Source organism: Natrinema zhouii (genome assembly GCF_013456555.2).
Lineage (GTDB): Archaea > Halobacteriota > Halobacteria > Halobacteriales > Natrialbaceae > Natrinema > Natrinema zhouii.
In genome coordinates, this window is record NZ_CP059154.1 from 3,634,760 (window position 1) to 3,660,885 (window position 26,126).

Below are 26,126 nucleotides of genomic sequence, written 5' to 3' on the forward strand. Positions count from 1 at the left end.
GACATCGAAAGCGGACGGCCTCGTCCGTTCGATCGATCGCCCGATTCGCTGGTTCAGCCCCAAGGCGCCCCCTCGAAGGGAGGTGAGCTGAACCGGTTCGTCCAGTAACTTTACCGTATACCGGTTTCTATACCCGCTATGAGCGACGATTCCGACTCGGAAGCGCACCGCTTCGCAACGAACAGCGTCCACGCCGGCCAGGAACCGGACTCAGCCACGGGGGCCCGCGCGCCGCCGATCTATCAGACCACGTCCTACGTCTTCGACGACACGGACCACGCCGCCGCGCTGTTCGGGCTCGAGGAGACGGGCAACATCTACTCGCGGATCATGAACCCGACGAACGCGATGCTCGAGGAGCGCATCGCGACGCTCGAGGGCGGCGTCGGCGCGCTCGCCACCTCGTCGGGGATGGCCGCGTTCGATCTCGCGACGTTCATTCTCGCAGAGGTCGGCGACAACATCGTCTCCTCGTCGGCGCTGTACGGCGGAACCTACACCTACCTCACCCACACCGTCGCGAAGCGCGGGATCGAAACCAAGTTCGTCGACACGCTCGACTACGACGCCTACGCGGACGCGATCGACGACGACACCGCGTTCGTCCACCTCGAGACGATCGGCAACCCGGCGCTCGTGACGCCGGATATCGAGCGCATCGCCGACATCGCCCACGAGCACGACGTGCCGCTGTTCGTCGACAACACCTTCGCGACGCCGTATCTGTGCCGACCGCTCGAGCACGGCGCGGACCTGGTCTGGAACTCGACAACCAAGTGGATCCACGGCGCTGGCTCGACCGTCGGCGGGATCCTCGTCGACGGCGGCTCGTTCCCGTGGGAGGAGGGTGACTACCCCGAAATCACCGAACCGAACCCGGCCTACCACGGCGTCAACTTCCGCGAGACGTTCGGCGACATGGCCTTCTCGGTCGTCGCCCGCACCCGCGGGCTGCGGGATCTGGGCAACCAGCAGTCGCCCTTCGACGCCTGGACGACCCTGCAGAAACTCGAGTCGCTGCCCCTGCGAATGGAAAAGCACTGCGACAACGCGATGGCCGTTGCGGAGTACCTCGAGGACCACTCGGCGATCGACTGGGTCAACTACCCCGGCCTCGAGAGCCACGAGACCCACGAGGAAGCCAGCGAGTACCTCGAGGGGGGCTACGGCGGCATGATCACGTTCGGACTCGAGGGCGGCTACGACGCCGCGGAAACGGTCTGCAACGAGGTCGAACTCACGAGCATGCTCGCGAACGTCGGCGACGCGAAGACGTTGATCATCCACCCCGCGAGCACAACCCATCAGCAACTCACCGAGGAGGAGAAACTGGCCGGCGGCGTCACCGACGACCTCGTGCGCCTCTCGGTGGGAATCGAGGACGTCGACGACGTGATCGCGGACCTCGATCGGGCGATCGAGCAGGTGTAGGACTGATAACGACTCCGGCCGTGACTGATGACAACCTCGATCCGAGCCAACAGTGACCCCGGGTATGGCCGCTACCGACGGTTTCATCTCGTCGTGACTAGCCCCCGTCGTTAAGGTCGCGGACTTCGACTGGTCAGCTATGCCGACCGGAATACTCACACCAGAGACGTCGGAACAGATCGTGACGACCTGTCGAACGGCCATCGGTGACAGCCTCCGTTCGGTCACCTACTTCACGCGTGACGACTACGAACAGGTCTACCTCCGCGAAGACCTCGAGCGCGACGCCGACCTCTCGACGTTCATCGGTCACGAGTGGCGCGGGTTCAAAACCACGCAGACCGCCTACGAGGGATCGGAACTCGGTTCCTACGAGTACACGATCCGCGTGTTCGAGAACGGGTTTCTGATTCGCGTGACCAACGACAGCCAGGGCGTCTTCGTCACGACTGACGGGCTGACGATCAAAGACTTCGAAGAAGTCGCAACGGCGCTGGACTCGTTCCTCACCGGAAGCGAACTTTCGTAGCGTCGCCGCTCGAGCGCTCGGGGTTGCGGTCGTCCCCCTCGTTCCTCACTTCCTCGAACTCCTCGTCGACAGCTCGGCCACCGACCGACAGGCTGGAGCCGAAGTCGCCGTCCGTTCCGAGGAGTGTCGCCGGTTTTCGGACGCTGTCGAACCAATGTCTCGTCCGCCCGCACACTGCTCCACACGAGTAGCACAACGTAACACCCTTTTCCGCCACGCCCGTGCGTCCGAACATGACTGACCTTCCAGCCTCCATCGAACGCGAACTCGAGTCACACGACGCGTTCGAACGGACCGACGATGGCTACGACCTCACGACGACCGTCTTCGAGACGACCGTTACGGCCGACGACGCCGAGGGAAAGCGCGATGGCCGCTTTCTGGTCACCGTCGTCCTCCCGACGCTCGACGCCGCCGTCGCCGACGAGGTCGTCGCGGAGCCCGTCGAGAACGGCTGGTTCGAAACCCTCGAGCGCCGCCTCAAGGACGTCTTCACCGTCGCCCGCACGAGCACGCACGACGAACCGGTCGTCGAGTGCGATCTCGACGAAGTTCGGGTTCACCTCGAGTACACCGCGTGGGACGCCGGCGAGGGCGCCGAGGACGCCAAGGCGCTGATCGAGTTCGTCGAAGGGACGTTCGCTCAGGGGATCATCCCTGGCTACGACTATCGCGGCGAGGCTGCGACGTTGCTCGAGAACGCCCAGAATAGGGGACAGCAGACTGCAGATGGAGACGGAAGCAGTGGCGGTATGCCAATGTAATTGCGGCACCGTCCGCTCCACTGTAGAAAATTCCCGAATCCGTTTGATCGGCCATTCCCGCGGTTATCGATCCGCGGTATGGACCTCGGCCCAGAGATACCCGATTCCAATACAGGAGTAGAGAAGCCCGAAGATAGCGAACATCAACTCGCTTTGTACGACGTACGAACCCGCCTGAACGAGTCCCAAGAGAACCATCGCGATCCCGATGATCGCTTTGTGTCGTTTCTGGACCATATCGATTTGATAGTCCACTCGAGTGATAAATTCGTCCCATCTCGGTCGCGTCCGAGCACAGCCATACTAGAGAGACGCGACTGCGGTGGCCGGGAGCGTGGCTCGAGCAAATGCGAGAGTCGCGCGACCCGGGGGAGGGCAGGCTGTTACACGAACGACCGCGAGCGACCGCAGGGAGCGAGCGGGCCGACGACTGATATGGAGCGAACAAAGTGAGCGGAATGGAAGGAGGAGTGCTTTTAATCGAATTTTTGCCGAGGGCGCGGCTTTGCCGCGCCCGTGGTTCGAAAGGCGCTATGCGCCTTTCGTCATCACGAGAGAGCTTCGCTCTCTCGAACGACAGCGCAAAACTTCGTTGCTAGTCCATCGCAATATACGTCTGCGTATCCTCGACGCCCTCGATGGCCTGAATGTGGGTCGCTGCGATCTCCTTGACCGCGGCCGGCGATTCGACCTGCGTTTTCGCGATGAGGTCGACGTCGCCGGCGACGATGTGGGCCGATTGCACGCCGTCGATGGCTTCGATGGTGTCTTTGAGTCGATCCGCCTCGCCCGTGTTCGCTTTGATCATGATGAACGCTGTAACCATCAGTTGACACCTCCAGTATCGGACTCCGTCTCTTGGTCCGACTCCGTCTCCAGCAGCTCCGTCGCCGCCGAACTCGAGCCTGAGCCCGCGTTGGCGGCCGCTCGGTTCGGCGTCTCACCGACCAGGAGCTGTCGCACCTCGCTCAGGACGTCGAAGTCCGCGAGGACGACGAGTCGGTCGCCGTCCTCGAGCGAGAGGTCCTCGGTCGGGATGCCGAGGGGCTGGTCGCCCTTGCCGAACGCGAGGACGGTCGCGTCGGCGGGCAGTTGCAGTTCGCTGATCGTATAGCCGTTGACGGGAGCCTCGGTGGTAATCGTGAGTTCGACGACCTGCAGGTGCGGGGCGATGTCGGCGATAGCGCGGATCGTGCCGCCAAGCAGGGCGTTTTTCGCGCCGATCGCGCCCAGCCGCTCGGGGTAGATGATCTCGTCGACCTGATCGGCGTACTTCCGGTAGATTCCCTCGCGGTAGGCCTCGTCGATCCGCATGACGGTTCGACAGCCGTAGTGGTTGCCGATCATGCAGGCGGTAAAGTTGACGTTGAGGTCGCCCGACAGTGCGCCGACGGCGTCGGCCGACTCGATGCCGGCCTCCTCGAGGACGTCTTCGCGAGAGCCGTCGCCCTCGACGACGGTAAAACCCTGATTACGGGCGCGCCTGAGCGTCGGCTCGTCGCGTTCGACCAGCGTTACGTCGTGGTCTTCGTCCCGCAGGACGCGCGCCGTCCGCAGCCCGACCCGTCCGGCCCCGATAATGACGAACTGCATGGACAGGGATACGCCCGCCCCGGTGAATAAGTTTGCCCCCGACTACCATGGCACCAGTTCGATCGAAGCGCGACTCGAGCGAGGAGAACACCGACAAGAGACGCCGTGACGGCGGGGTCGACAGCCGCGGAATGAGGGATGCAGTGACCGATCGGCTACCCCATCGCGATATACGTCTTCGTATTAGTGACGCCATCGAGGCCCTGCATGCTCGAGGAGACGGCCTGGAGCACGTCGTAGATTTCCGGCACGTCGACCTCCGCGATAATGTCGTAGTTACCCGCGACGATGTGGGCGTCGGCGACCGACTCGAGGCCGTTGATCTCCGCGAGCAGCCCTTCGGATTTTCCGGCGGCCGTCTTCACCATGATGAACGCGTGGACCATCGGCAGTGTGGTACACTCTGGCACGACTAAAGCCTTTGCCCGTGTTAAGCCCCGAAGCGACGAGTGTCGCGCCGGTTCCCGAACGTCGGAACCGGATCTGCCCGAACTCGGTCGCTACGCCGGGAACAGTCGATCCCGAACGGTGTCTGCGACGCCGGCGAGGTGAGCCTGCCCGAACAGCGCCACCAGGAGTGCCCCCAGCGAGTTGTACAGCAAGTCCTTGACCGTGTCGTCGAGATCGACCTGGGCCAGCGGCATCGTGAGCCCCGTCGCGTCGGCCGCGATGTCGAGGGCGAACTCGAACAGCTCCCAGAGGACCGCGAAGGCGAGGACGACGACGAAGATGTAGACGAAGGTGACCCGCTGGGGGACGTGGATATCGTCGCTGTAGAGATCGATCGCTCGAGCGGCCGTGTAGCCGGCGCCCGCCACGAGCGATGCCGACAGCGCGTGCGTGAGGTGGTCCCACCAGCCGATATGACCGTACAGCCCCGCCGATCCCAGCGTGTGAAGGAAGACCGCGGACGTGATCCAGAGGGCGAGCCAGGGGTCCAGCGGCAGTTCGTAGTTGCGCTTGAGAACGGCCGGGAGAAACGTGATCAGGAGGCTAATAGTGCCGTTGACGATCGCCTTCGTCTGCCCGGTGACGAGCCCGTAACCGACGATTGCAATCAGGAGAAGCTGCATACCGTGGGTCAGGAGTCGCTGGGTTCGGATCGACGGGCGCGGGAGCAGCCTCATCGGCGGATCACCCAGCCGATCACGCGTCGGAGCCGGCGATCGCGGCGTCTGAAATAGGCGTCGAAGAGAACGCCGGCGGCGAGCCCCGCTGCCGCCACCCAGAGGTATTCGATCATTAACGCCTCGTTCGTCGAGAGGTACGACGTTCCGAACGTACGATCCAGGCTCCACCGGATGACCGTCCAGACGGCGGCCGACGCCAGCGTCGTCATGACGACCAGCGCGATCGCGAACCAGTGAGTGACGCGCATCGCCGTGAGCATGTGTAGCTCCACGGTGACGATCAACGCGATCGCAGCGATCGAGAGGTACATGGCGAACGTGCTGACGGTGCCGCCGAAGAGCCCGCGAGTCAGGATCGGTAACAGCGCGAGAACGAGCAGTTCCCACGGAAGCATCATTCGCCACTCTCGAGCGGAGACCGGTGGCACGAGCACGATTGTGCCGACGGCCGCGACGAACACCGTCCACTGCCGATCGACATCGAGTGCGCTCTCGATGAACACCACGACGAGTACGGTGACGAGCGTCCACGAGAGGACGGCGTTCGTGCGGCCGTTACGGAACACGTTCTCGAAGACGTCTTCGAGGTCGATCGACCCCGTCTCGGCGTGTCGTCCTCCCTGACGGTCACCCATATCGCACTGCGAACAACCACGTCGCTATAAACCCACTGGCAGCGAGCCGCTCGGTCCGACGGGCCGATCGCTTCGACCCTCAACTCGAGTCGGAATCCGCCACTGCCGACTCGAGGGCGGTCGAGACGTCTTCGAGCACCGCGTCCGGCGACTGCGTCGCGTCGACGCGGACGAACCGATCGGGATCGCGCTCGAGCAGTCGCTCGTAGTTGTCCCGAACCGACGCGAGGTACTCGGCGCGTTCGAACTTGTTCGTCGTCCCCGCGCGGGTCGCGGCGGTTTCGGGGTCGAGATCGAGGTAAATCGTCACGTCCGGTTCGACCGAAAACGGCCGGTGAACGTCGACGACGTACTCGAGCGGATCCGCGAGGTCGTAGCCCTCGGCCGCTGCGAGCGTCGCGCCCTGATAGGCGAAGCGCGAGTCGGAGTACCGATCGGAGACCACGAGGTCGTCGCGCTCGAGGGCGGGTTCGATCACCCGTGAGAGGTGATCCGCGTGATCGGCGGTGTAGAGAAACAGTTCCGCCAGCGGGTCGGCGTCGTCGTCCTCGATCGAACGGTAGACGGCCTCGCCGTACCAGGAATCGTCCGTGGGTTCGCGCGTGAACGTGGCCTCGGGATACCGCTCGCGCAGGGCCTCCCAGACCGTCGTCTTGCCGCTGCCGTCCAGTCCCTCGAGCGTGACGAGCATGGTCGAACCTCGTCGTGACGGGTACTACAATCTGTCGAGAGGGTCGAACGGGTCACAACATCGTCGCCCAGTTATTTATCGCTGCGAGATCACGTTTCGGGTATGAAAATTCTCGTCGCCGGCGGCACCGGCTTCATCGGCACGAACTTGTGTGCGGAACTGGCCGAGCGCGGCCACGAGGTGACGGCACTCTCCCGGTCTCCGGATGACGACGGGCTCCCAGACGACGTCGAGTCGGCGATGGGCGACGTCAGCGCGTACGACTCGATCGTCGACACCGTCGCGGGCCACGACGCCGTCGTCAATCTCGTCTCGCTCTCACCGCTGTTCAAACCGCCCCGGGGAACAAGCCACCGAGAGGTCCACCTCGGCGGCACGAAGAACCTCGTCCGTGCCGCCGAGGCCGGCGGCGTCGACCGATTTCTCCAGCTGAGCGGGCTCGGAGCCGATCCGAACGGTTCTACCGCGTTCATTCGCGCCAAGGGGGAGGCAGAAGCGGTAGTCCGCGACTCGTCGCTCGAGTGGACGATCGTTCGCCCGTCGGTCGTCTTCGGCGACGGCGGCGAGTTCGTCGAGTTCACGAAAACGCTGACGACGCCGTACCTGACGGCGTTGCCGGGCGGCGGAAAGACGCAGTTTCAACCCATCTGGGTCGGTGATCTCGTCCCCATGCTGGCCGACGCGCTCGAGGACGACTCCCACGTCGGCGAGACCTACGAGCTCGCCGGCCCGCAGGTCGCAACGCTCGCGGACGTGACGGAGCTCGCCTACGAGGCCGAGGGGAGAGACGTCAGGATCGTCCCGATTCCGATGGAACTGGCCAAACTCGGGCTCTCGGCGATCGGGCCGCTGCCGTTCGTTCCGTTCGGCCCGGATCAGGCCCGATCGCTCGAGTTCGACAACACAGTCGACGACAACGACGTCTCCGTTTTCGGCCGGGATCCGGCGGCGATGACGACGCTCGGTGCGTCTCTCGGCCTCGAGGGGAGCAGACGTCAGGAGCGATCAGCGAAGTCGGTCTAGCGGCGAGACCCTCCCAAGCCGTCGCTCATCCCGACCGTCTCTGCCGGGGACCTATCCCGGGACCGCGTCGCGATCCATCTTGCGGTAACATCTCATATAAAAAACAGTACGGGGGAGTGAGAACGACGCTTTCGGGATCAGAAAACGGACGCGAATACCACCTCATTCGCCCGAGAAAGGGTGATATTAAAGGAATCAAGAAATTCACGTTAGCACAAGACTTATATCCTGCATTGCACTGATACCAATGCAACGGAGCCCCCTAACAAACAATGAAGCTGGCGATGATCGGATTCGGACAGGCCGGTGGCAAAATCGTCGATCGATTCCTCGATTACGACGATCGGACGGGTAGCGGAATCGTCCGCGCGGCGATTGCCGTCAACTCCGCGAAGGCGGATCTCATCGGTCTCGACAATATTCCACAGGAGAATCGCGTACTCATCGGCCAGGCCCGCGTCAAGGGCCACGGCGTGGGTGCAGACAACGAACTCGGCGCGGAAGTCGCCGAGGAGGACATCGACGAGGTACAGAACGCCATCGACTCGATCCCGACCCACGAGGTCGACGCCTTTCTGATCGTCTCCGGCATGGGCGGCGGAACCGGTTCGGGCGGTGCGCCCGTCCTCGCCAAACACCTCAAGCGGATCTACACGATCCCGATCTACGGCCTCGGCGTCCTGCCGGGGACAGACGAAGGCGGGATCTACACCCTCAACGCGGCCAGATCGTTCCAGACGTTCGTCCGTGAGGTCGACAACCTGCTCGTCTTCGACAACGACTCGTGGCGACAGACCGGCGAGTCCATGGAGGGCGGGTACGACCAGATCAACGAGGAGATCGTCCGCCGATTCGGCATCCTCTTCGGTGCCGGCGAAGTCGGCGAGGGCCAGGAAGTCGCCGAGAGCGTCGTCGACTCTTCCGAGATTATCAACACGCTCTCCGGCGGCGGTGTTTCCACCGTCGGCTTCGCCTCGGAGGAGGTCGAGGTGAACTCGGGCGGCGGCGGACTGCTCTCCCGATTCACCGGTGACGGTGGCGGCAACGACGACAGTCTCGACGCCGCGAATACGACGAACCGCATCACGAGCCTCGTCCGCAAGGCCGCGCTCGGACGGCTCACGCTCCCGTGTGAGATTGAAGGCACCGAGCGCGCCCTGCTCGTGCTCTCCGGTCCCTCGGAGTACCTGAACCGGAAAGGCATCGAACGCGGGCGGAAGTGGCTCGAGGAGGAAACGGGCAGCATGGAAGTCCGCGGTGGCGACTTCCCGCGAGAGGAGCCCGAAGTGGCTGCGGCGATCCTGCTCTCCGGCGTGACGAACGTCCCCCGGATCAAGCGGCTGCAGCAGGTCGCTATCGAAGCACAGGACAACATGGACGACATCCAGCAGGACAGCAGCGAAAACCTCGAGGAACTCGTCGAGGACGACGAGGACGAACTCGAGCCGCTGTTCTAGGCCACCGTTCCTTCGAAACGGAAATCGCGAGCACCCGAGATCGTGTCGGGGGGCACGAGCGCGGCTGCACACTCGCACTCGCGACGTGGATTCCGCGACGGCAAACGGGCGTACTCCGACGTGTTTTTGAGCACGCCCGAACTACCGCAATCAGATTCAGATGCGCGTCGTGGTCCCGTTCGCTGCCGAGACGCCGAAGACTCGCCTCGAGTCCGTACTCACGCCGGCCGAGCGAGGAGCTATTTCCCGCGCCATGCTCGCGGACGTCCTCAGTGCGATCGTCGGCGCGGGACACGAGCCCCGGATCGTCTCGACTGCGCCACTCGACCTCGAGACACTCGAGCTTCCGAGCGAGGTCACTGCGTCGACATCGGTTACGGTCGACGCTCGACCGCTGACGGAGGCGGTCAACGCGCGGCTCCCGGGAAGCGGTGCCCGTGACGATATGGACGACGATCCCGACGCCGTCGCCGTCGTCATGGCCGACCTCGCGCTGGCGACCCCCGACGCGCTCGAGGCGCTCCTGTCCACCGATGCCGACGTCGCGATCGCGCCGGGACGTGGCGGCGGAACGAACGCGCTCGTCGTTCGACATCCCGAATTCTTCGTGGACTACCACGGCTGTTCCTATCTCGACCATCGCGAGATCGCCCGCGAAGTGGGTGCCAGCCTCGAGACGATCGACTCGTTCCGGCTGGCGACCGATATCGACGAGCCGTCGGATCTCGTCGAAGTGCTCGTCCACGGACGCGAGACAGATCGCGCCCCGGCCTGCCTCCGGGGGTTTGGGTTCGAACTCGACGATCACGACGGACGGGTTGCGATCGCTCGCAGCGACCAAGTGCCGAAGTGAGGCGACGAAAGAAGAGGAGCGTGAGACGCTCCGCTCCGCGGCGAAGTGAAGCCCTTATGTGCCGAGCACCGAGAGCCAGAGGTAATGTTTCCCGGGGCGAGCGAGTACGGCGTCGATATCGCGGTCGACGATGGGGCCGTCGAAGAGCTCCTGCAGGTCAGTCCGAACGATGTCGAGGCACCGCCGGCGCTGACGTTCTCCCGGAACGTGTTCATCCCGCTCACCACGGCCTGTCGCTACACCTGTACCTACTGCACCTACTTCGACCCGCCGGGGCAAGCCTCCCTGCTCTCGCTCGAGGAGATCCGCGAGATTTGCCAGCGGGGGGCCGACGCGGGCTGTACGGAGGCGCTGTTCACGTTCGGCGACGATCCAGACGACCGCTACACCGAGATTCACGACCAGCTTGCGGACTGGGGCCACGATTCAATTCACAGCTACCTGCGCGAGGCCTGTGAGGTCGCCCTCGAGGAGGGACTACTTCCCCACGCCAACCCGGGCGACCAGACCCGCGAGCAGCTGGCGCTCGTCGCGGACGTCAACGCTAGCATGGGCGTGATGCTCGAGACGACCGCGGAAGTCGGGGCCCACGCCGGTCCCCGACGCAAGGTGCCCGGCCAGCGGCTGCGAACCCTGCAGAACGCGGGCGAACTGAACGTTGCCTTCACGACCGGGATTCTGGTGGGGATCGGCGAGAACTGGCGAGATCGCGCGGAGAGCCTGCTCGCGATTCGCGAACTCCACGAGCGCTACGACCACATCCAGGAGGTGATCGTCCAGCCGGTGATGAACAACGAGCGCTGGTCGGACGGCTCGCCCGACCTCGCGACGATGCGCCGGGTGACGGCGATGGCCCGCGTCGCGCTGCCGGAGGAGATTTCGGTACAGGTTCCACCGAACCTCGCCCCCGCCAAGGACCTGATCGACTGCGGCGTCGACGATCTCGGCGGCGTCTCGCCCGTTACCGACGATCACATCAATCCCGACTACACGTGGCCCGCGCTGCGCGAGCTCGAGGAGATCGCGGCTCACGCGAACGTTCCGCTGGGCGAACGCCTCCCCGTCTACGAGCGATTCTTCCCGCCGGATCTGCGGACTGACGGCTTCGACGGGCGAGTCGCCGATGGCGCGGACGGCGGTCGGGAGTGGATCTCGCCGACGATCCGGGACGCGCTCGAGGCCGATGATTCAGCGGGCGAGCGCTATCGGTCGGTGCTTCGAGACGAGACGGCGACCGTTCCGCGCTGAGTTCGCCCTCACAGCGCGGTATCGATCCACCGAACCACCGGCTCAAACCGTCGATTTCGGGCGAATCTGGTTCCGTTTCCGGAGGTTTGATCGTCGAGACGCGTGAGTGGGCTGATTGGCTCGGCGAGTCGCTCTCGTCACGACGGCCGTGACAGACGCTACCGTGAAATATAGTTGTGAAATTGCCAATTATAACATATACGAGCTATAATAATACGACCGGCAGGCGCTGCCATCGGTATGCCAGACTGGAATCGCCGTGCGGTCCTCGCAACTGGTGCAGCGCTTTCGACCCCCGGTATACTCGCCTCCATCGGGTCGACAGTCGCCGAAGAAGACACGGCCTCGAGTGGGACCTCGACCGGCGATCCGCCCGGCTGGTCCTCGGTTTACGGGAACGCCGCGAACTCCCGCTATCTACCGCTGGACGACGGGTTCCCTGAACCGAACACCATCGCCTGGAGATCCGACACCTTGCGCGGTGGCAGCAACGACGGTGATATCGCCGTCGTCGACGGGCGGATCTACCTCGTGGGGGAGTTCGAATCGACCGACTACGAGCAGACCGAACTTCGCGTGGCTTCCGCCGACGACGGGACACTCGAGTGGAAGACCGAGGTGACCGGGAGACAGCGGCCGACGGTCGCCGACGGAACGGTCTACGTCAGTGGCACGGATCGCGTCACGGCGTTCGACACCGCGGACGGCTCGTTCCAGTGGGAGCGCGAATTCGATCCCGAGCTATGGATTTCCAACGCGACCGCTGCCGACGGCGTGATCTACGTCGTCGCTGACGGGAGTCGCTTCAACGCCGACGCGACCCTGTACGCACTCGACGGCGACGATGGGTCGACCCGGTGGAAACGCGAACAGGTCGAAGCGAGACAGGAGAACCGGGAAACGGCCGATCCCGCCCCGGTGGGGTTCAAAACGGCACCGGTCGCCGTCGTGAACGGATCGGTCTACGCGATAACGGGCGGCGGCGAATTTAAAGGAACCGGTTCGAAAGCTGGCATCCAGTGGGACGGTGGAGTCACCGAACTCGATGCGAAGACGGGCGAGAAACAATGGGGTATCGTGCTCGAAGACGGCGCTTTCGAGAAGCTCATCGCGACCGAGGCGTTCGTCTGCGTACAGAATAAGGTGGACGGGTTAGAAGAGACTGTCCTCGATTCCGAGACCGGTGAAACCGTCCAAACGTCGAAGTCCACGAGAACCGCGACGGCCGACGTTCGAGTGACCCACGACACGATCCGCCCCGGTAGCGGTCCCATCACCGTCTCGACGTACGGCTCCGAGGAGAGCTGGACCGCCTCCGACATTTATTATTTCCCGCCGCTCATCGTCGGGGATACCCTGATAGCCACCCGCACCTCCGAGGTCGTTGGATTCGATCTCGAGAGCGGGACGGAAACGTGGAGCTGGGAGGTCGACGGCTCGCCCCATGCGCTTGCCGGTGTCGACGAGAACACGCTGTATTTCCGGTTGTACCACAATGATGCGCCCGACGAACTCATCGCGCTGCGTGCCTCTGGCGATCAGGGCGAGGGACGAGAGGGTGACGAGCAAGAAGATGACCAGTGTGAGGAGCAAGAGGACGACGGTCAAGACGAGCAAGAAGATGACCAGTGCGAGGAGCAGGAGGACGACGTTCAGGACGAAACGGAACCGGACGACGAAACCGAGGACGGTAGCGACGAGAGCGATTCCGACTGCTGACCCGCGGCGGTCGACGCCTCGGCGGACCTGCGAACGAACGAGCCCGATTTGACGGTGGCGGAAAAGAGTCTCGCGCGTACCGTGTCGACGGCACCGAGCGGGGGCATCAGAGAAGTAGCGTCGGTAGACGGTTTCGTCACCAGTTCGTCGACTACCCCTAGACGCGACCGTATCCGTCAACCGACGTCATCGTGAGACGTTGGTGTCGTGGAACGACCGCGCCGACGGTCCCACTCAGTTGCTGGGGGCGGTCCGTACGTACCCGTCGATCCGTGCCGTGTCCTCGAGCAACGGAGTGATACCGTCCGTCTCTCCCGGTTCGATAGCGTCCGTATCGGCGTCGGAGAGTTTCGGGAGGTGGACGTGGCGAAGGGCGGTTTCGACGGTTCTGGTAGCGGTTGGTGGCTCTGTCTGGGTGTGGTCTCCGTCCCAGTCGGCGATCGCGGTCGTGAGGGTTCCGACGGTGACAACCTCGAGCGCCTCGAGCCTGCGTGCTGTGGCTCGAGGCCGCGGCAGCGACGTGAGGTCGCGCCCGACGGTCTTCTGGCTGTCTATATGGTCGCGTAATCCCTTCCGTCGCCGGCACCGAAACGCTTCCTCTCGCCGTAGGTGTCGACCGTGGTCGTTCGGCCAGCCGCTCGCACTCGCACCGCCGATGGCGTTTGGGTCGCTGGTTTTCGATCGGAGAATCGCACAGCGTTATCCGCCTTCGCTACCGGGTACCGCGTATGCACGTCGATCTCACTCAGCCGATCCGGACCGGGATGCAAACGTATCCCGACGACCCCGCGGTCACCGTCCGGCGACACGCGACCCACAAGGACCACGGCGTCCGCGTCGCTTCCCTCGAGTGCGGGAGCCACACCGGCACCCACGTCGACGCGCCCGCACACACCGAACCCGACGGGGAGACCCTCGAGGCGTTCCCGCTCGAGCGGTTCGTCTTCGACGCCGTCCGGGTCGATTGCTGCGACCTCGAGGCGCGCGAGCCGATTCCGGCTGACCGAATTCCAGATACTGACGCCGACCTCGTGGCATGCTGGACGGGCTGGGATGACCACTGGGGAACGAATCGGTATCTCGAGCATCCGTACCTCTCCCCGGCCGCAGCCGAGACCTGCGTCGAACGAGGATTCGACGTGGCCGTGGACGCGCTCAATCCGGATCCGACGCCGACGGACAACGCCGGCGAGGACGAGCCGGAGGGATTCCAGGCCCACCACGCGCTGCTGGGTAACGATTTGCTGGTACTCGAGAACCTGACGAACCTCGAGGCGGTCGGAGATCGGTTCGAGCTCCGGGCGTATCCGCTGGCGCTCGAGGGGGACGGCGCACCGGTTCGAGCTGTCGGCGTCGTGAACGAATAGCGTGCTCTCGAGTAGTTCGTGGACTCGAGTGGCATAGGAATGAGTCGTGGGTAACTGTGAACAGGAGGTGTGCCCTGCTATCGTGGCAACAGGGGATCGCCACGCCCTCCCCAGCCGATTCACTCGCTCCTGTCGTCGCTCGTTCATCCCTCGCGCAGCGTCATCGGCCGCCCTCACTGGCGTTCGGACGGCCGACAGCGCGCGCCACCGCATGACGGTTGATCAGTCTCGAGGGATACGTCCCACCGCCTCTGGACTAGTAGGAATCAGTTCGAGAGCGATCGACGCGGTGCTTCGATCAGTCGTCGGCGGGGACGGTATCGCGTGCGTCCCGTTCCGCTCGAGTCAGCAGCGGCGTCCCGTCGGCCTTCGGCCCGAGTCGGGGGCCGAAGGGCGGCTCGTCGGGGTCGATGACGCGACGCTTCTCGTAGTCGGTCGAGCGCTCGACTGGCACGCGGCCGATCGAGGAGATCATCTCGACGTAGTCCTCGAACGAGCGGAACTCGCCGTGCTCGCCGCCGGCGCGGGTCGTGATTTCCTCGGAAAGGATCGTTCCCATGTAGTCGTCGGCCCCGCAGTTGAGCAGCTTCAGCCCGTGTTCGTCGCCGTACTTGACCCACGAGGACTGGATGTGGTCGATGTTGTCGAGGAAGAGCCGCGAGACGGCGATCATCAGTTCGTCCTCGTCGATGCTCGCGCCGCCCGAAACGACGTCGTGTTCGAACAGCGGCGTGTTCTGGTGGATAAAGGAGAGCGGCACGAACTCGGTGATGTTCCCGGTCCGATCCTGCAGGTCTCGGATCCGCTCTAAGTGCATCGCGCGGTGGGCCTCGTTCTCGACGTGGCCGTACATGATCGTCGCCGTCATCTCGAGGCCGACGTTCGCGGCGGCCTCCATGGCCTCGAGCCAGCCGTCCGTACTGATTTTGCCGGGGCAGATCACCTCGCGGACCTCCTCGACGAGAATCTCCGCTGCGGTTCCGGGAACGGTATCAAGCCCCGCCTCCTTCAGCCGTCGATAGACCTCCTCGTAGGACCAGTCGGTGCCCCGACGGGCGTGGTAGGCCTCTTCGGGAGTCATCGAGTGGACGTGGACGCCGTCGACGCTCATCGCCGATATCTGGTCCGTGTAGGTTCCCGGGCTGGTTTCGTAGACCGCCGGCGGTTTGTAGTTGACTTCTTTGGGGTTCGGGTGGTCGTCGAGGATCGCTCGGTGTTCCTCGTCGAGGGCGAACGCGGGGTGGAGACCGGAAACTGAGGTTACCTCGTAGATACCTCGATCGACGGCGTCGGCGACGATCTCGCGGGATTCCGCGGGCGTCTTCGTGAACCCGGCCGTCTCGATTTCCGTCTCGCGCTCGAAGGTGTGAGCGGCGTCCTTGAAGTTACAGAACAGACAGCCCACGTTACAGGCCGTCGTGACGTTGTTGTTCAGGTTCGCGATGAAGGTGACCTCCTCGCCGACCATCTCGGCGCGGCGGCGATCGGCCGCCTCGAGCACGCGTTCCTTGCGTTTCCGGTCGATCCCCTCGCTCTCGGTGCCCGTCGTGAGTAACTCGATCGCGTCGTCGACCGTGAGCCGGTCGCCGTCGCGTGCCTTTGCCAGCGCGTTCTCGAATGACTGGTCGGTCTCGGGAACGTGATCGAACGTGAGGTCGGCCTCGGTCACCGGTCGCTCCATCGATGTAACGATGTCCGTACACTGAGAAAAGCGTGATGGATTGAGGCCCGCATTTCCGACACCGACCGCTCGCACCCGATGGGCATCGAGACCGGCCGACGAGCGTCGGTCTCGAGGCGTGAGACCGCGACACGGAGTGAGCAGGTCTCGGAATTATCGGCGTGGGTCGCAAACGGTCGCTCATGAGTTCACGGACGCCGGAGGAATGCGTCGATCTCGCCCTCGACGAGGGAGCCGCCGAGGAAAAGCGGGTAGGCGCGATTCGGGAACTGAGAACCGCCAACGAGTGCGACGAACTCGAGGCGCTCGTCCGAACGGAGCGCATCGACGACCGGTATCGCCGCCAGGCCCTCGAGGAGTTAGCGACGCCGCAGTGTGATTCAACGCTTCGGGAACTGGTCGACGACGAGCCGCTCGAGGGACCGTTGCACCGGGAGGCCGAAGAGCTGCTCGCGACCGTCGAAGACGACTGAGAGGGCGCGAAAATAGCGATTCGACCGAGGGAGCGCGTCACCGATCGCGGGCCAGTGACCCGATACTGAAACCTTCTTACGGTCCGGACACGGCAACTGGAGTATGAGCGACGGCGACGAACACGTCCTGAGGTGTCCCGCGTGACGAGCGTCAAAGAGTTCCGCATCGAGGAAGCGGCGACCGACGAGGAACTCGGCCGCGGGTCGTTCGTCTTCACCGACGACTACTCGGTGTTCGACTGGGGGAAGATGCCCGACCAAATCCCCCAGAAGGGCGCGAGCCTCTGTACAATGGGCGCGTTCAACTTCGAACTGCTCGAGGCCGAAGGCGTCCCCACCCACTACCGCGGCGTCGTCGAGAACGGCGATGTCGTGCCGCTCGAGGAGGCGACCCACCCGCCCTGGGAGATGGCCATCGACCTCACCCAGGTGCCCGATCTCCCTAACGAGGGCCGAGAGTACGACTACGAGCACTATCACGACGCGGCCGGCGAGAACTACCTGATCCCCCTCGAGATCGTCTTCCGAAACCGAGTTCCAGTCGGCTCAAGCCTGCGAAGCCGAACCGAGCCCGCCGATCACGGCCTCGCGTTCGATAGCTGGCCCGACGAGGCCGTCGACCTCGACGAGCCGATCATCGAGTTCACCACGAAGTACGAGGAGGGCGACCGCCACCTCGACCGCGAGGAAGCCGATTCGATCGCCGGGACGGCGTCGATCGAGGACCTCGAGTCGCTCGCCCGCGAGGTCAACCGGATCGTCACCGAGCAGGCCGACTCCGCCGGACTGGTCCACGAGGACGGCAAGATCGAGTGTCTCTTTTATCGGGGCGAAATCCGCGTCGCCGACGTCGTCGGCACCTTCGACGAGAACCGCTTCAGCTACGAGGGCGCCCAGCTTTCGAAGGAGGTGCTCCGCCAGTATCACAAGCGCACCCAGCCCGAGTGGGTGCAGGCCGTCAATGCCGCCAAGGCCCAGGCGAAGCAAGCGGACGTCGCCGACTGGAAGTCCCTCTGTGACGAGGAGCCGGCACCGCTCGAAGACGACGTCCTCGAGACCGCCAGTAACCTGTACTGCGCCGGGGCCAACGCCTACACCGGCCGGGAGTTCTTCGACGCGCCGCCGCTCTCGAGCGCGATCGGTGCGGTTCGGCGGCTCTAAGGCGACCCGGTTGCGATTGCTGTCCGCCGATCGAAACCGATCGGAGAGTGGGTCCGCACTCTCGAAATGCGGACGGACCGTGTCCTGATTCGCGGGTCGACGGTCGATTGGAACCCAGTCATCGTCCTCTTCTATATCTACCCCGCCATATATCTGAATTCCATCATTTGCCGATCAAACCTATCCGTAGCGCTACTCTCCGTTCTAATGTCACAGAAGTTACAACAATCCTGTTTCCACACGTGATTTTATATGATAATATGAAATACGCCAACGAGAGCCATGAGACAAATCGACCTTGCGGTCACTGCGTCGCGAGGAGACGTATGACTCGAGAGCGAGAACGGGGGGCGGAACGAGGTCTCGGGACCTCACTGGCCGCTTCCCGACGGGAGTTTTTAGCGACGACGGGGATGGCCGCGCTCGTGCCGGCGGCCGTCGGAGCGAGCGTCGGGGCGCCCGATACCGGTGACCCCGGCCCCGGCCGAATCCGCAATCTCTCGGCGTATCTCGAGGACCCGACCGTCTTCGCGGAGAATCGGGAACCGACCCACGTCACGACCGCGATCCCGTACGAGTCGATGGGAACCGCTCGACGGGCCGACGAACCGTTCACGGAACTCGAATCGCGGTTCGAACAGTCGTCGTACGTCCGATCGCTCAACGGCGAGTGGGACTTCCGGTTCTACGAGCGCCCGTCCGAGCTGGCCGACTCTTACGACGGGGTCACCGACTGGGACTCGATCTCGGTGCCGTCGGTGTGGCAGACCGAGGGATACGATCAGCGGCTGTACACGAATAACTCGATCACGTGGGATCACTACGATCCGAGCCAAGCGGGCGATCTCGTCCCCGGCGAGGACGGCCTAGTCGACGTTCCCGGCGTCGACGACGACGGCGCGAACCCCGTTGGGACGTATCGACGGACGTTCACCGTCCCGTCGGAGTGGGACGGCCGGGAGGTCTTCCTCCATTTCGAGGGCGCCAAACAGGCGTACTTCGTCTGGATCGACGGCGAATACGTCGGCTTCCAGCAGGGCGCGATGACGCCCGGGGAGTTCGATGTCACGGATCACGTCGCTCCCGGAAAGGAGAGTCAAGTGACGGTTCAGGTCTACCGCTGGTCCGACGGCGAGGCGCTCGAGACGATCGACATGTTCCGGTACTCTGGCATCCACCGGAGCGTCTACCTCTACTCTACGCCGCAGGTCCACATGCGGGACTTCGACGTCCGCACGGCCCTCGACGACGACTACGAGGACGCCACGCTCGCTGTGGACGTCGAACTCGCGAACTACACCGACGACGAACGGGGCGAGTACACGGTCACGGGACACCTGTTCGGTCCGGACCGAGCCCATCCGGGGCGCGGGCCGCCGGACGATCGAGGGAAGCCCGGGGAGAAGGGCGGTCGAGGCAAACCCGGACGAAACGGCGACCGTGGCAAATCCGGGCGGGGCGACGACCGTGGCAAATCCGGGCGGAACGGCGACCGTGGCAAGCCCGGGCGAAATGACCCGCCGCACGGGCGGAACGTCGCGACCGTATCCGCGTCCGAGACGGTCGACAGCGACGGCGCCGTCCTCGCGCTCGAGGCCGATGTCGAGGACCCAGCGAAGTGGTCCGCCGAGCACCCGACCCTCTACACGCTGGTGCTCGAACTCGTCTCCGAGGACGAGACGACCGAGTTCATGCTCGAGAAGGTCGGATTCCGGGAATATGAGACAAACCGCGGCGAACAGGGCGCGGTCATCACAGTCAACGGCGAACCGGTGAACGTCAAGGGTGTGAACCGTCACGAGACCGATCCTGATTCCGGACGGACCGTCCCGATCGAGACACTCCGCGAGGACCTCGAGACGATGAAGCGGTTCAACGTGAACGCGGTCCGGACGTCACATTACCCGAACGATCCGTCGCTGTACCGCCTCGCGGACGAGTACGGGATCTACGTGCAGGACGAGGTCTACGTCGAGTCCCACTGGTGGGAGGACCTCTTGGCGGACACAGAGGTCTACCACGAGCAGGCCGTCGAACGGTTCCGCCGGATGGTCCTCCGCGACCGAAACCACGCGTCCGTGTTCTCGTGGTCGACAGGCAACGAGGCCGGTACCGGCGCCGAACACCTCAACATGGCGGCCCTCGCGATGGACTCCGACGCATACCTGCCGCCCGACACCGCGGACGTGAACGGCGTCGGACCCGTCGAGTCGTACGACGGTCCGGTCGAGGGGCTCGCACCCGACCGACTCATGTATCACCAGCCCAACGGCGGCGGCTGGAACGTCGAGTACAGCGATATGCTCGGTCCGCGCTACCCCAGCGTCGGGACGCTCCTGCGGACCGCCGACGGCTCGCACATCGGCGACGGCCTCCGATCGGTCGTCATGGGCGAGTACAACCACGCGATGGGGAACAGCTTAGGGCTGGTCCACGAGATGTGGTCCGAACACATCATGCCGCCCGTCCGTCGCGCGACGAACCGCGCCGGCGACGACGGTCACGGCGCCCTAGTCGGCTCCCCGGACGTGGTCCCCGGTCCCGACGCTGCACCGAGCACCAATACCGACGGCGCCGTCGTCCTTGGCGGGAGCGGCGACTACCTCGACGTCCGGACCGTCCCGACACCCGACGAGACGAGCCCCGGCTTCACGGTCGGCCTCTCCGTTCGGGACCTCGAGACGAGCGCGGACTCGCCGCTCATTACTGGCGGTGACCGGTATGCGCTACGGATCGCGGACGGCTCGCTCGAGTTCGCTGTCGACGGCGACGGTGAAACGGTCACTGCACCGGTTCCGGACCGATTGAGCGACGACGAGTGGCACGCGATCGTCGGCGTCTACGGTGCCGACGAACTGCGACTGTACGTCGACGGCGAGGAACTCGCGTCCGGGCCCCACTCCACCGACGGCCTCGCGGTCACGGACGGCGACACGCGAGTCACGATCGGAACCGACGCCGAGAACGACGCGTACGCGAGCCTCGCGATCGACGCCGTCGGCATTTACGAGCGCGCCGTCGACGCCGACGAAGCCGCGGACGCCGACGGCACGTCCGATGCAGGCGCCGTCGTCCGGTACGACTTCGCGGACCTCCTTCGGGACCAGAGCCTTCAGGGCGGGTTCGTCTGGGACTGGGTGAACCAGGACCTGAACGACGTGAACACAGACGGCGAGCCGTTCCAGTTCTACCACGAAGACGGCCCCGACGGTGCATTCTCACTGAACGGGCTACTGTGGTCGGACCGTCGTCCGCAGCCCGAGCTGTGGCAGCTCAAACACAGTCACCAGCCGGTCGGCGTCGCGGACGCCGACGTCGCCGACGGCGAGATTTACGTCACGAACCAGTACGCCTTCACCGCTCTCGACGCTCTCGAAGGGTCGTGGGAGCTCGTCGCCGACGACGAGCCGATCCAGTCGGGCGACCTCGAACTCGACCTCTCGCCCGGAGAGTCTCGGCGCGTCTCGGTTCCCCTAGAGGAACCCGACGATATCGAACCCGGGACCGAGTACCGGCTGACCCTCTCGTTTACGCTGCCGGAGGGGACGGAATACGCCGACGCCGGTCACGAAGTCGCCTTCGAGCAACTCGACGTTCCCTTCGACGTCCCCGAGCCGGAGCCGGTCGATCCAGTCGAAATGGCGCCGCTGACGGTCTCCGACGGCGACGATATCGTCGTCTCCGGCGAGGGCTTCGAGTACGCGTTCGACGGGGACATCGGCACCCTCACCTCGATGCGGTACGACGGAACGGAGGTCCTCGATCGAGGACCGCTGTTCAACGCGTGGCGCGCGCCGATCATGAACGAAATCCAGCAGTGGGGCAGCTCGCCGGCGTACAGCTGGTACGACGCGGGGCTCGACGAACTCACCCATTCCGTCGAATCGATGGCCGTCAATCGGTCGGGCGATTCCGTCGTCGACGTCGCCGTCGAGAGCTTCGTCGAAGGGGCGGCCGCCGACGTCCGGATCACACCCGACGCGACCGAATTCGGGAACGACGGGATCCTCCGGAACGAGCCTTCGGTCGTCGAGGGCATTTCCGGGACCGCCGTCGAGTTCGGCGACGGTAGTTCGCTCGCGTTCGAACAGTCGGACAGCCTCGACATCACCGATGGTGGGCTGACCCTCGAGTGCTGGGTCAGACCCGGCGAACCGCAAGCGGGCGGCGCTGCGCAGACGTACATCTCGAAGGGCGGTCGACAGTACCTACTCAAGCGCCGTCGCGCCGGTCGCGACGGCTATCTCGAGTTCGTCTTCAACGCGGGCGGCGGCTGGCAGGTCGCCGATGCGCCCGTTCCGGACAACTGGACGGACGGTTGGCACCACCTCGCCGGCGTCTGGGACGGAACCGAGATGCGGCTGTACGTCGACGGCGAGCAACGAGGGTCGAGCGCCGCGTTCGACGGGCCGCTGACTCACGTCGACGCGCCGACCGAGGTCGCACCCGGCGTTGCGGACGGAACGGCGATGGACAACGTCCGGATCTACGACCGCGCGCTCACGCCGGCCGAACTCGAGACGCTCGCGGACGACCCGATCGACGGTGCGGTCGCGTGGCTGAATCTCGACGAGTTCGAGGACGTCGATCGGGACGGTCCCGGGTTCGAGACCAGCTACCGGTACCGCGTCTACGGCTCCGGTGACGTGGTGCTCGACGTCGAGACCGACCCGAACCGCCAGCTCCGGAGCACCGTCGAGGGGTGGCTCCCGAAGGTCGGCGTCCAGATCGAACTTCCCGAACGGTTCGACGAGTTCGAGTGGTACGGTCGCGGTGAGCTCGAGACTTACCCCGACCGCAAGTGGGGCGTGCCCGTCGATCGGTACGCGGGATCTGTCGACGAGCAGTACGTGCCGTACCTGCCCCCGACGGACAACGGGAACAAGGCCGACACGCGATGGGCGACGCTCTCCGACGGCGATGTCGGCCTCCTCGGCGTCGCCGGCGATGCGAGCATGAACGTCAGCCTCGAGCAATGGGCGAACCTCGACGCGGCCGCCCACCAGTACGAACTCGAGGACCGCGGCTCGGTCGGCTTCAACCTCGACCACGCCGTGACCGGCGTCGGCGGGACGCCGACGGACCCGATCGACCGCTATCAGGTCGAGACGGAGCCCGCGACGTTCCGGTTCGTTCTGCGCCCGTTCGCGACCGATGAAGCGGACTCGATGGATCTGGCAAACCGAGGCTTCCCCGACGACGAGTAGCGCAGAGCGGTAGGACGCCTCCGGAATCGAACGGGAGGAGAGAACTCGCGTTCCCTCTACCGTTTTATGCAATCGGTCGGTGAGTGACGAGTATGGAAACCGAGGTCACGGTCTACGGCCTGCTCCGGAGCGCGACCGGCGACGAGACGGTCACGCTCGAGTGGCCCGGCGGCACCGTCACCGACGCCGTCGCAGCGTTGGTCGACGCGTACCCGCGCGCTGAATCGTACCTTTACGACGGCGACGAACTGCGGGCGAGCGTCAGGGTGTCGATGGACGGCGAGCGCACCGCGCTGGAAGACCGAGTTCCAGCGGATGCGTCGCTGACGCTGATGCCCGCGGTTCAGGGCGGATCTCGGTAGTGTCGCGGCTTCGGAGCACCTCGAAAGGACGAGGAACGTCCGGGCCTACCGGAGGAGAATCACGAGTAGAAAGAGGACGGGAAATCCGATTCCGACCAGTAGTATCCCGATAAAGACGATCTCGAGGGAAAGAACGGAGAGAAGCAGTACGAGGAGGACGGCACTCGAGAGCGCGATAATGAGATTCAAGCGGAGTTTGATCCCTGACTCGTCCGTTAGTATCTGTCTCAAGCAGCACACAATATAATTTTTAATTTATGTGTGTCCTTTGCCTGCGACACTGTCTTCTTGAGGCGTGGGCGACAGAAGGGGACGGATTCGTTGTGTGAGTGGGCCGTGCGTGCCGCGAGTTGCACGAACGCCGGAATTCGGAACCGAGTCGGAAGCCGCGGTACTGGCTACTGCAACCCGTACTGCTCGCGCACCAGGTGATCGATGCCGCGCTCCGCGAGCACATCCATCGGTGCGAGCATATCCAACTGCACCACGCCCGGCAGACGGCCGATCTGGACGCCGCCGGTGAACGTACACCGCGAGCGGACCTCGCCCTCGCTCATGTCCAGCAGTTTCGTCGCGCGGTCGAAGGCGTTCTGCGTAGCGTCGTTGACCGTCGCACCGGAGCCGACGACCTGAATCGGGCCCATGTCGTCCTCGACGTCGACGCCGTGTTCCGCGCCGAGTTCGCGGCCCGCCTCGCGCTCCTCGTCGCTGTAGGGTTTGCTGATGAACGGCAGATCGTCCTCGTTGGGCAGGAGGACCGGGCCGTCAAGTTCGAGGCCCTCGATGACCTCGACGTCCATCGTGACGGTCCCGCTCACGTCGGTCGTGTGCAGGGAGAGTTCGCCGTCGCCCTGGTTCGCGTGCAGATCGCCGACGTAGACGCCGGCGCCGTCGACCTTGACCGGGCAGATCAGTGTCGCACCCGGACGGACCTGCGGAATGTCCATGTGACCGTCAGTTCGGTCCTCGAGGTCCTCCTCGCTCTCGACGCCGTAGTCGTGTTCGGCCCCGATGAGGTACTGGCCGAAGTCGCCGGCGTTGTGCGAGTCGGGCATCGTGATCGGCGGGGTCGTTCCGATGTTTCCGATGAACGGACGCAGCCGCCCCAGGGTACCGGGCATCTCGTCGGGTTCGTACAGCAAGATGGGGTGTTGACGGGAGTTCTCGGGAATGTCCATCACCTCGTCGGCATCTTTTGCGAGTTCGTGAGCAGCGTCCTCGTCGAGGGTGATCCCAACGGTGTGATCGTCGTCGAAGGCGACGGTGTAGCCGTACTCGAAGCCGAAGGCGGAGGCGTTCGCGCCGCACTCGGCGCACGTGATCGCGTCTTCCCCCGTGCCCTCGACGATCGTCTCGGGCCACTCGGTGCCACACTCCGGACAGCGGTGATCGACGAACGGGTCGTCGCCGAACGCGCCCTCCCGCTCGGCCATCGAGCCCGTGCTCGTCGCCATGCTCGTCACGTCCATGTCCCGGATGTGGAGCGCGACGGCATCTCCGACGGACGCTCCCTCGACGCGGATCGGTCGAGTGACCTCGTGACCGCCGTGGAACTCGGGCGTGACCATCGGCCCCCAGCAACCCGGCGGTGTGTACGTCTCAATCGTTCCGCCGTCCGCGACGGTTCCCGCCCACTCCTGATCGGGACCGACGAGGCCGAGCGTGTACTGATCGACGGACAGTTCCTGTTCGACGTTTCGCTGTGCCATAACATACCAATGTATGCCGTTACCGGCGATAAACGTACTGCTCGGACCCGTCTGCAAGCGCCCGGACAGTCTCAAACGACCGACAGTACGGGGCGGAATACAGTCGCTACTAATAGACACTGTATACCCGATCGCACAACGATAGCGAGGTTCAGAACACGCACCGTGAGCGAGAACTGCGGACTGTGCGATCGATGGATAACTCGTTTCAGTGGGTCCGAGAGAGGAGCGTCTCGATCGCAGCCAATGACTCGAGGACGTGGTCGGGTTCGATGTCGGCCGCTGCGAGGGCCGCACGGTCGGTGACGCCGGTGAGGACGAGGGCGGTTTCCATGCCGGCGCGGTTCCCGAGCGCGATATCGGTATCGAGTCGATCACCGATGACCAGCGTCTTCGTCGGATCGACGTCTAGCCGGTTCATGGCCGTCGCGGCCGCGATCGGTGAGGGCTTCCCCAGAATCGCGTCCGGCTCGCGGCCCGCGACGGCCTCCATCGCGGCGAGGATCGCGCCCGAGCCCGGGATCTCCCCGCCGTCGATCGGGATCGTCGCATCGGGGTCGGTACCGTAGAAGGGAACGTCCCCCTCGAGTGCCCGCAGCGCCTCCCAGAGCGTGTCGAACGAGAAGTTCTCGTCGAACGACCCCAGCACGACGTCGGCCGCGTCGGGGTCGGCCGTCAGTTCGACGGCCGCGTCCTCGAGGATCGCCTCGAGCCGCTCGTTCCCGACGAGGTAGACTCGTTCGCCGGGATGGGTCGCAGCGAGATACTCCGCCGAGACGGTCGCGGAGGTGAGAACGGTGGCCGGATCGACGTCGATGCCGTAGGGCGCGAGTTGCTCGCCGTAGTGGTCGCTCCCGCGCGTCGGGTTGTTCGAGAAGAGGAGACGCGAACAGCCCGCCGCCTCGAGAGCGTGCAAGCCGTCGGTCACACCGGGGAGCAACTCCTCCCCTCGAACGATCGTCCCGTCGACGTCGACGATCACCGCCTCGTATGCTGTCATCGCCCGACGGTACGGTCGGCCGGCGATTGAGTGTTTGGATCGAGGGTACGCGTCTCCGAACTGTCGGGCCGGAGTCGGCGAGGCGACACCTCG

The 26,126-nt window shown here is 64.7% G+C and carries 26 protein-coding genes; 13 read left to right on the forward strand and 13 right to left on the reverse strand.

From position 1 onward, the window contains the following. Positions 1 to 138 precede the first annotated feature (138 nt). Together HYG81_RS36745 and HYG81_RS36750 are read left to right on the forward strand one after the other, a co-directional pair. Positions 139 to 1,431 (forward strand): O-acetylhomoserine aminocarboxypropyltransferase/cysteine synthase family protein, encoded by a 1,293-nt coding sequence (locus HYG81_RS36745; protein ID WP_180841099.1) that lies wholly within the window; start codon positions 139 to 141, stop codon positions 1,429 to 1,431. A gap of 139 nt (positions 1,432 to 1,570) precedes the next feature. Continuing rightward, positions 1,571 to 1,960, forward strand: a complete 390-nt coding sequence (locus HYG81_RS36750) for a DUF7522 family protein (protein WP_180841100.1) — start codon at positions 1,571 to 1,573, stop codon at positions 1,958 to 1,960. On the opposite strand, the gene HYG81_RS36755 is transcribed toward HYG81_RS36750, so the two are convergent. Further along, positions 1,938 to 2,135, reverse strand: coding sequence for a hypothetical protein (locus HYG81_RS36755; RefSeq protein ID WP_226777505.1), 198 nt, complete (start codon positions 2,133 to 2,135; stop codon positions 1,938 to 1,940). The two genes, HYG81_RS36750 and HYG81_RS36755, sit on opposite strands and share 23 nt — an antisense overlap. A 58-nt stretch (positions 2,136 to 2,193) precedes the next feature. Between HYG81_RS36755 and HYG81_RS36760 the strand changes: the two genes are divergently transcribed. Further along, a complete protein-coding gene (locus HYG81_RS36760; protein WP_180841101.1) occupies positions 2,194 to 2,724 on the forward strand; it encodes a DUF5813 family protein in 531 nt (176 codons plus the stop codon). Positions 2,725 to 2,787: 63 nt separating this feature from the next. Here HYG81_RS36760 and HYG81_RS36765 read toward each other — a convergent pair whose 3' ends face one another. The 7 genes from HYG81_RS36765 to tmk all read right to left on the reverse strand — a co-directional run bounded on the left by HYG81_RS36765 (position 2,788) and on the right by tmk (position 6,773). Next, positions 2,788 to 2,961: a hypothetical protein gene (locus HYG81_RS36765; RefSeq protein ID WP_180841102.1), complete on the reverse strand. Its 174-nt coding sequence runs from the start codon at positions 2,959 to 2,961 to the stop codon at positions 2,788 to 2,790. A gap of 358 nt (positions 2,962 to 3,319) precedes the next feature. Then, the gene (locus tag HYG81_RS36770) at positions 3,320 to 3,550 is read right to left on the reverse strand and encodes an Lrp/AsnC family transcriptional regulator (protein ID WP_180841103.1); all 231 of its coding nucleotides are present in this window, start codon (positions 3,548 to 3,550) and stop codon (positions 3,320 to 3,322) included. Beyond that, positions 3,550 to 4,317 carry a potassium channel family protein gene (locus tag HYG81_RS36775; RefSeq protein ID WP_180841104.1) on the reverse strand — a complete coding sequence of 256 codons (768 nt, stop codon included), beginning with the start codon at positions 4,315 to 4,317 and terminating at the stop codon, positions 3,550 to 3,552. The genes HYG81_RS36770 and HYG81_RS36775 overlap by 1 nt, the downstream gene beginning before the upstream one ends. A gap of 155 nt (positions 4,318 to 4,472) precedes the next feature. Further along, positions 4,473 to 4,703, reverse strand: coding sequence for an Lrp/AsnC family transcriptional regulator (locus tag HYG81_RS36780; protein WP_180841105.1), 231 nt, complete (start codon positions 4,701 to 4,703; stop codon positions 4,473 to 4,475). A 114-nt stretch (positions 4,704 to 4,817) separates the two neighbouring features. Then, a complete protein-coding gene (locus tag HYG81_RS36785; RefSeq protein WP_180843062.1) occupies positions 4,818 to 5,420 on the reverse strand; it encodes a DUF2238 domain-containing protein in 603 nt (200 codons plus the stop codon). A 20-nt stretch (positions 5,421 to 5,440) separates the two neighbouring features. Next, the gene (locus tag HYG81_RS36790) at positions 5,441 to 6,082 is read right to left on the reverse strand and encodes a hypothetical protein (RefSeq protein ID WP_180841106.1); all 642 of its coding nucleotides are present in this window, start codon (positions 6,080 to 6,082) and stop codon (positions 5,441 to 5,443) included. A gap of 79 nt (positions 6,083 to 6,161) precedes the next feature. Beyond that, complete coding sequence (gene tmk, locus HYG81_RS36795) at positions 6,162 to 6,773, reverse strand: dTMP kinase (RefSeq protein ID WP_180841107.1); 612 nt, start codon at positions 6,771 to 6,773, stop codon at positions 6,162 to 6,164. 102 nt (positions 6,774 to 6,875) lie between these two features. Between tmk and HYG81_RS36800 the strand changes: the two genes are divergently transcribed. The 5 genes from HYG81_RS36800 to HYG81_RS36820 all read left to right on the forward strand — a co-directional run bounded on the left by HYG81_RS36800 (position 6,876) and on the right by HYG81_RS36820 (position 13,073). Further along, positions 6,876 to 7,796, forward strand: a complete 921-nt coding sequence (locus HYG81_RS36800) for a complex I NDUFA9 subunit family protein (protein ID WP_180841108.1) — start codon at positions 6,876 to 6,878, stop codon at positions 7,794 to 7,796. 272 nt (positions 7,797 to 8,068) lie between these two features. Next, positions 8,069 to 9,253 (forward strand): tubulin/FtsZ family protein, encoded by a 1,185-nt coding sequence (locus tag HYG81_RS36805; RefSeq protein WP_180841109.1) that lies wholly within the window; start codon positions 8,069 to 8,071, stop codon positions 9,251 to 9,253. A 160-nt stretch (positions 9,254 to 9,413) separates the two neighbouring features. After that, entirely contained in the window at positions 9,414 to 10,106 is a 693-nt protein-coding gene (gene cofC, locus HYG81_RS36810) for a 2-phospho-L-lactate guanylyltransferase (RefSeq protein ID WP_180841110.1), read from the forward strand. An 84-nt stretch (positions 10,107 to 10,190) separates the two neighbouring features. Beyond that, on the forward strand, positions 10,191 to 11,354 hold the full coding sequence (cofG, locus tag HYG81_RS36815; protein ID WP_180841111.1) for a 7,8-didemethyl-8-hydroxy-5-deazariboflavin synthase subunit CofG: 1,164 nt from the start codon (positions 10,191 to 10,193) through the stop codon (positions 11,352 to 11,354). Between the two features lie 240 nt (positions 11,355 to 11,594). Further along, a complete protein-coding gene (locus HYG81_RS36820; RefSeq protein ID WP_180841112.1) occupies positions 11,595 to 13,073 on the forward strand; it encodes a PQQ-binding-like beta-propeller repeat protein in 1,479 nt (492 codons plus the stop codon). 234 nt (positions 13,074 to 13,307) lie between these two features. Here the strand turns inward: HYG81_RS36820 and HYG81_RS45810 are convergent, their stop codons facing one another. Further along, positions 13,308 to 13,763, reverse strand: a complete 456-nt coding sequence (locus HYG81_RS45810) for a DUF7344 domain-containing protein (RefSeq protein ID WP_425607552.1) — start codon at positions 13,761 to 13,763, stop codon at positions 13,308 to 13,310. Between the two features lie 38 nt (positions 13,764 to 13,801). Between HYG81_RS45810 and HYG81_RS36830 the strand changes: the two genes are divergently transcribed. After that, entirely contained in the window at positions 13,802 to 14,440 is a 639-nt protein-coding gene (locus HYG81_RS36830; RefSeq protein WP_180841113.1) for a cyclase family protein, read from the forward strand. Positions 14,441 to 14,738: 298 nt separating this feature from the next. On the opposite strand, the gene cofH is transcribed toward HYG81_RS36830, so the two are convergent. Then, entirely contained in the window at positions 14,739 to 16,121 is a 1,383-nt protein-coding gene (gene cofH, locus HYG81_RS36835) for a 7,8-didemethyl-8-hydroxy-5-deazariboflavin synthase subunit CofH (RefSeq protein WP_180841114.1), read from the reverse strand. Between the two features lie 182 nt (positions 16,122 to 16,303). Between cofH and HYG81_RS36840 the strand changes: the two genes are divergently transcribed. From HYG81_RS36840 to HYG81_RS36855, 4 genes are all read left to right on the forward strand, one after another. Then, the gene (locus HYG81_RS36840) at positions 16,304 to 16,594 is read left to right on the forward strand and encodes a hypothetical protein (RefSeq protein ID WP_180841115.1); all 291 of its coding nucleotides are present in this window, start codon (positions 16,304 to 16,306) and stop codon (positions 16,592 to 16,594) included. Positions 16,595 to 16,735: 141 nt separating this feature from the next. Beyond that, positions 16,736 to 17,755 carry a phosphoribosylaminoimidazolesuccinocarboxamide synthase gene (locus HYG81_RS36845; protein WP_180841116.1) on the forward strand — a complete coding sequence of 340 codons (1,020 nt, stop codon included), beginning with the start codon at positions 16,736 to 16,738 and terminating at the stop codon, positions 17,753 to 17,755. A 326-nt stretch (positions 17,756 to 18,081) separates the two neighbouring features. Further along, a complete protein-coding gene (locus HYG81_RS36850) occupies positions 18,082 to 22,962 on the forward strand; it encodes a beta-galactosidase small subunit-related protein (RefSeq protein ID WP_180841117.1) in 4,881 nt (1,626 codons plus the stop codon). 92 nt (positions 22,963 to 23,054) lie between these two features. Beyond that, on the forward strand, positions 23,055 to 23,324 hold the full coding sequence (locus HYG81_RS36855) for a MoaD/ThiS family protein (protein ID WP_180841118.1): 270 nt from the start codon (positions 23,055 to 23,057) through the stop codon (positions 23,322 to 23,324). Between the two features lie 45 nt (positions 23,325 to 23,369). Here HYG81_RS36855 and HYG81_RS36860 read toward each other — a convergent pair whose 3' ends face one another. The 3 genes from HYG81_RS36860 to HYG81_RS36870 form a co-directional block, all read right to left on the reverse strand. Then, complete coding sequence (locus tag HYG81_RS36860) at positions 23,370 to 23,555, reverse strand: hypothetical protein (protein WP_180841119.1); 186 nt, start codon at positions 23,553 to 23,555, stop codon at positions 23,370 to 23,372. A gap of 167 nt (positions 23,556 to 23,722) precedes the next feature. Beyond that, positions 23,723 to 25,033, reverse strand: a complete 1,311-nt coding sequence (locus tag HYG81_RS36865; RefSeq protein WP_180841120.1) for an acetamidase/formamidase family protein — start codon at positions 25,031 to 25,033, stop codon at positions 23,723 to 23,725. A 208-nt stretch (positions 25,034 to 25,241) separates the two neighbouring features. After that, the gene (locus HYG81_RS36870) at positions 25,242 to 26,033 is read right to left on the reverse strand and encodes an HAD-IIA family hydrolase (RefSeq protein ID WP_180841121.1); all 792 of its coding nucleotides are present in this window, start codon (positions 26,031 to 26,033) and stop codon (positions 25,242 to 25,244) included. Positions 26,034 to 26,126 lie beyond the last annotated feature (93 nt).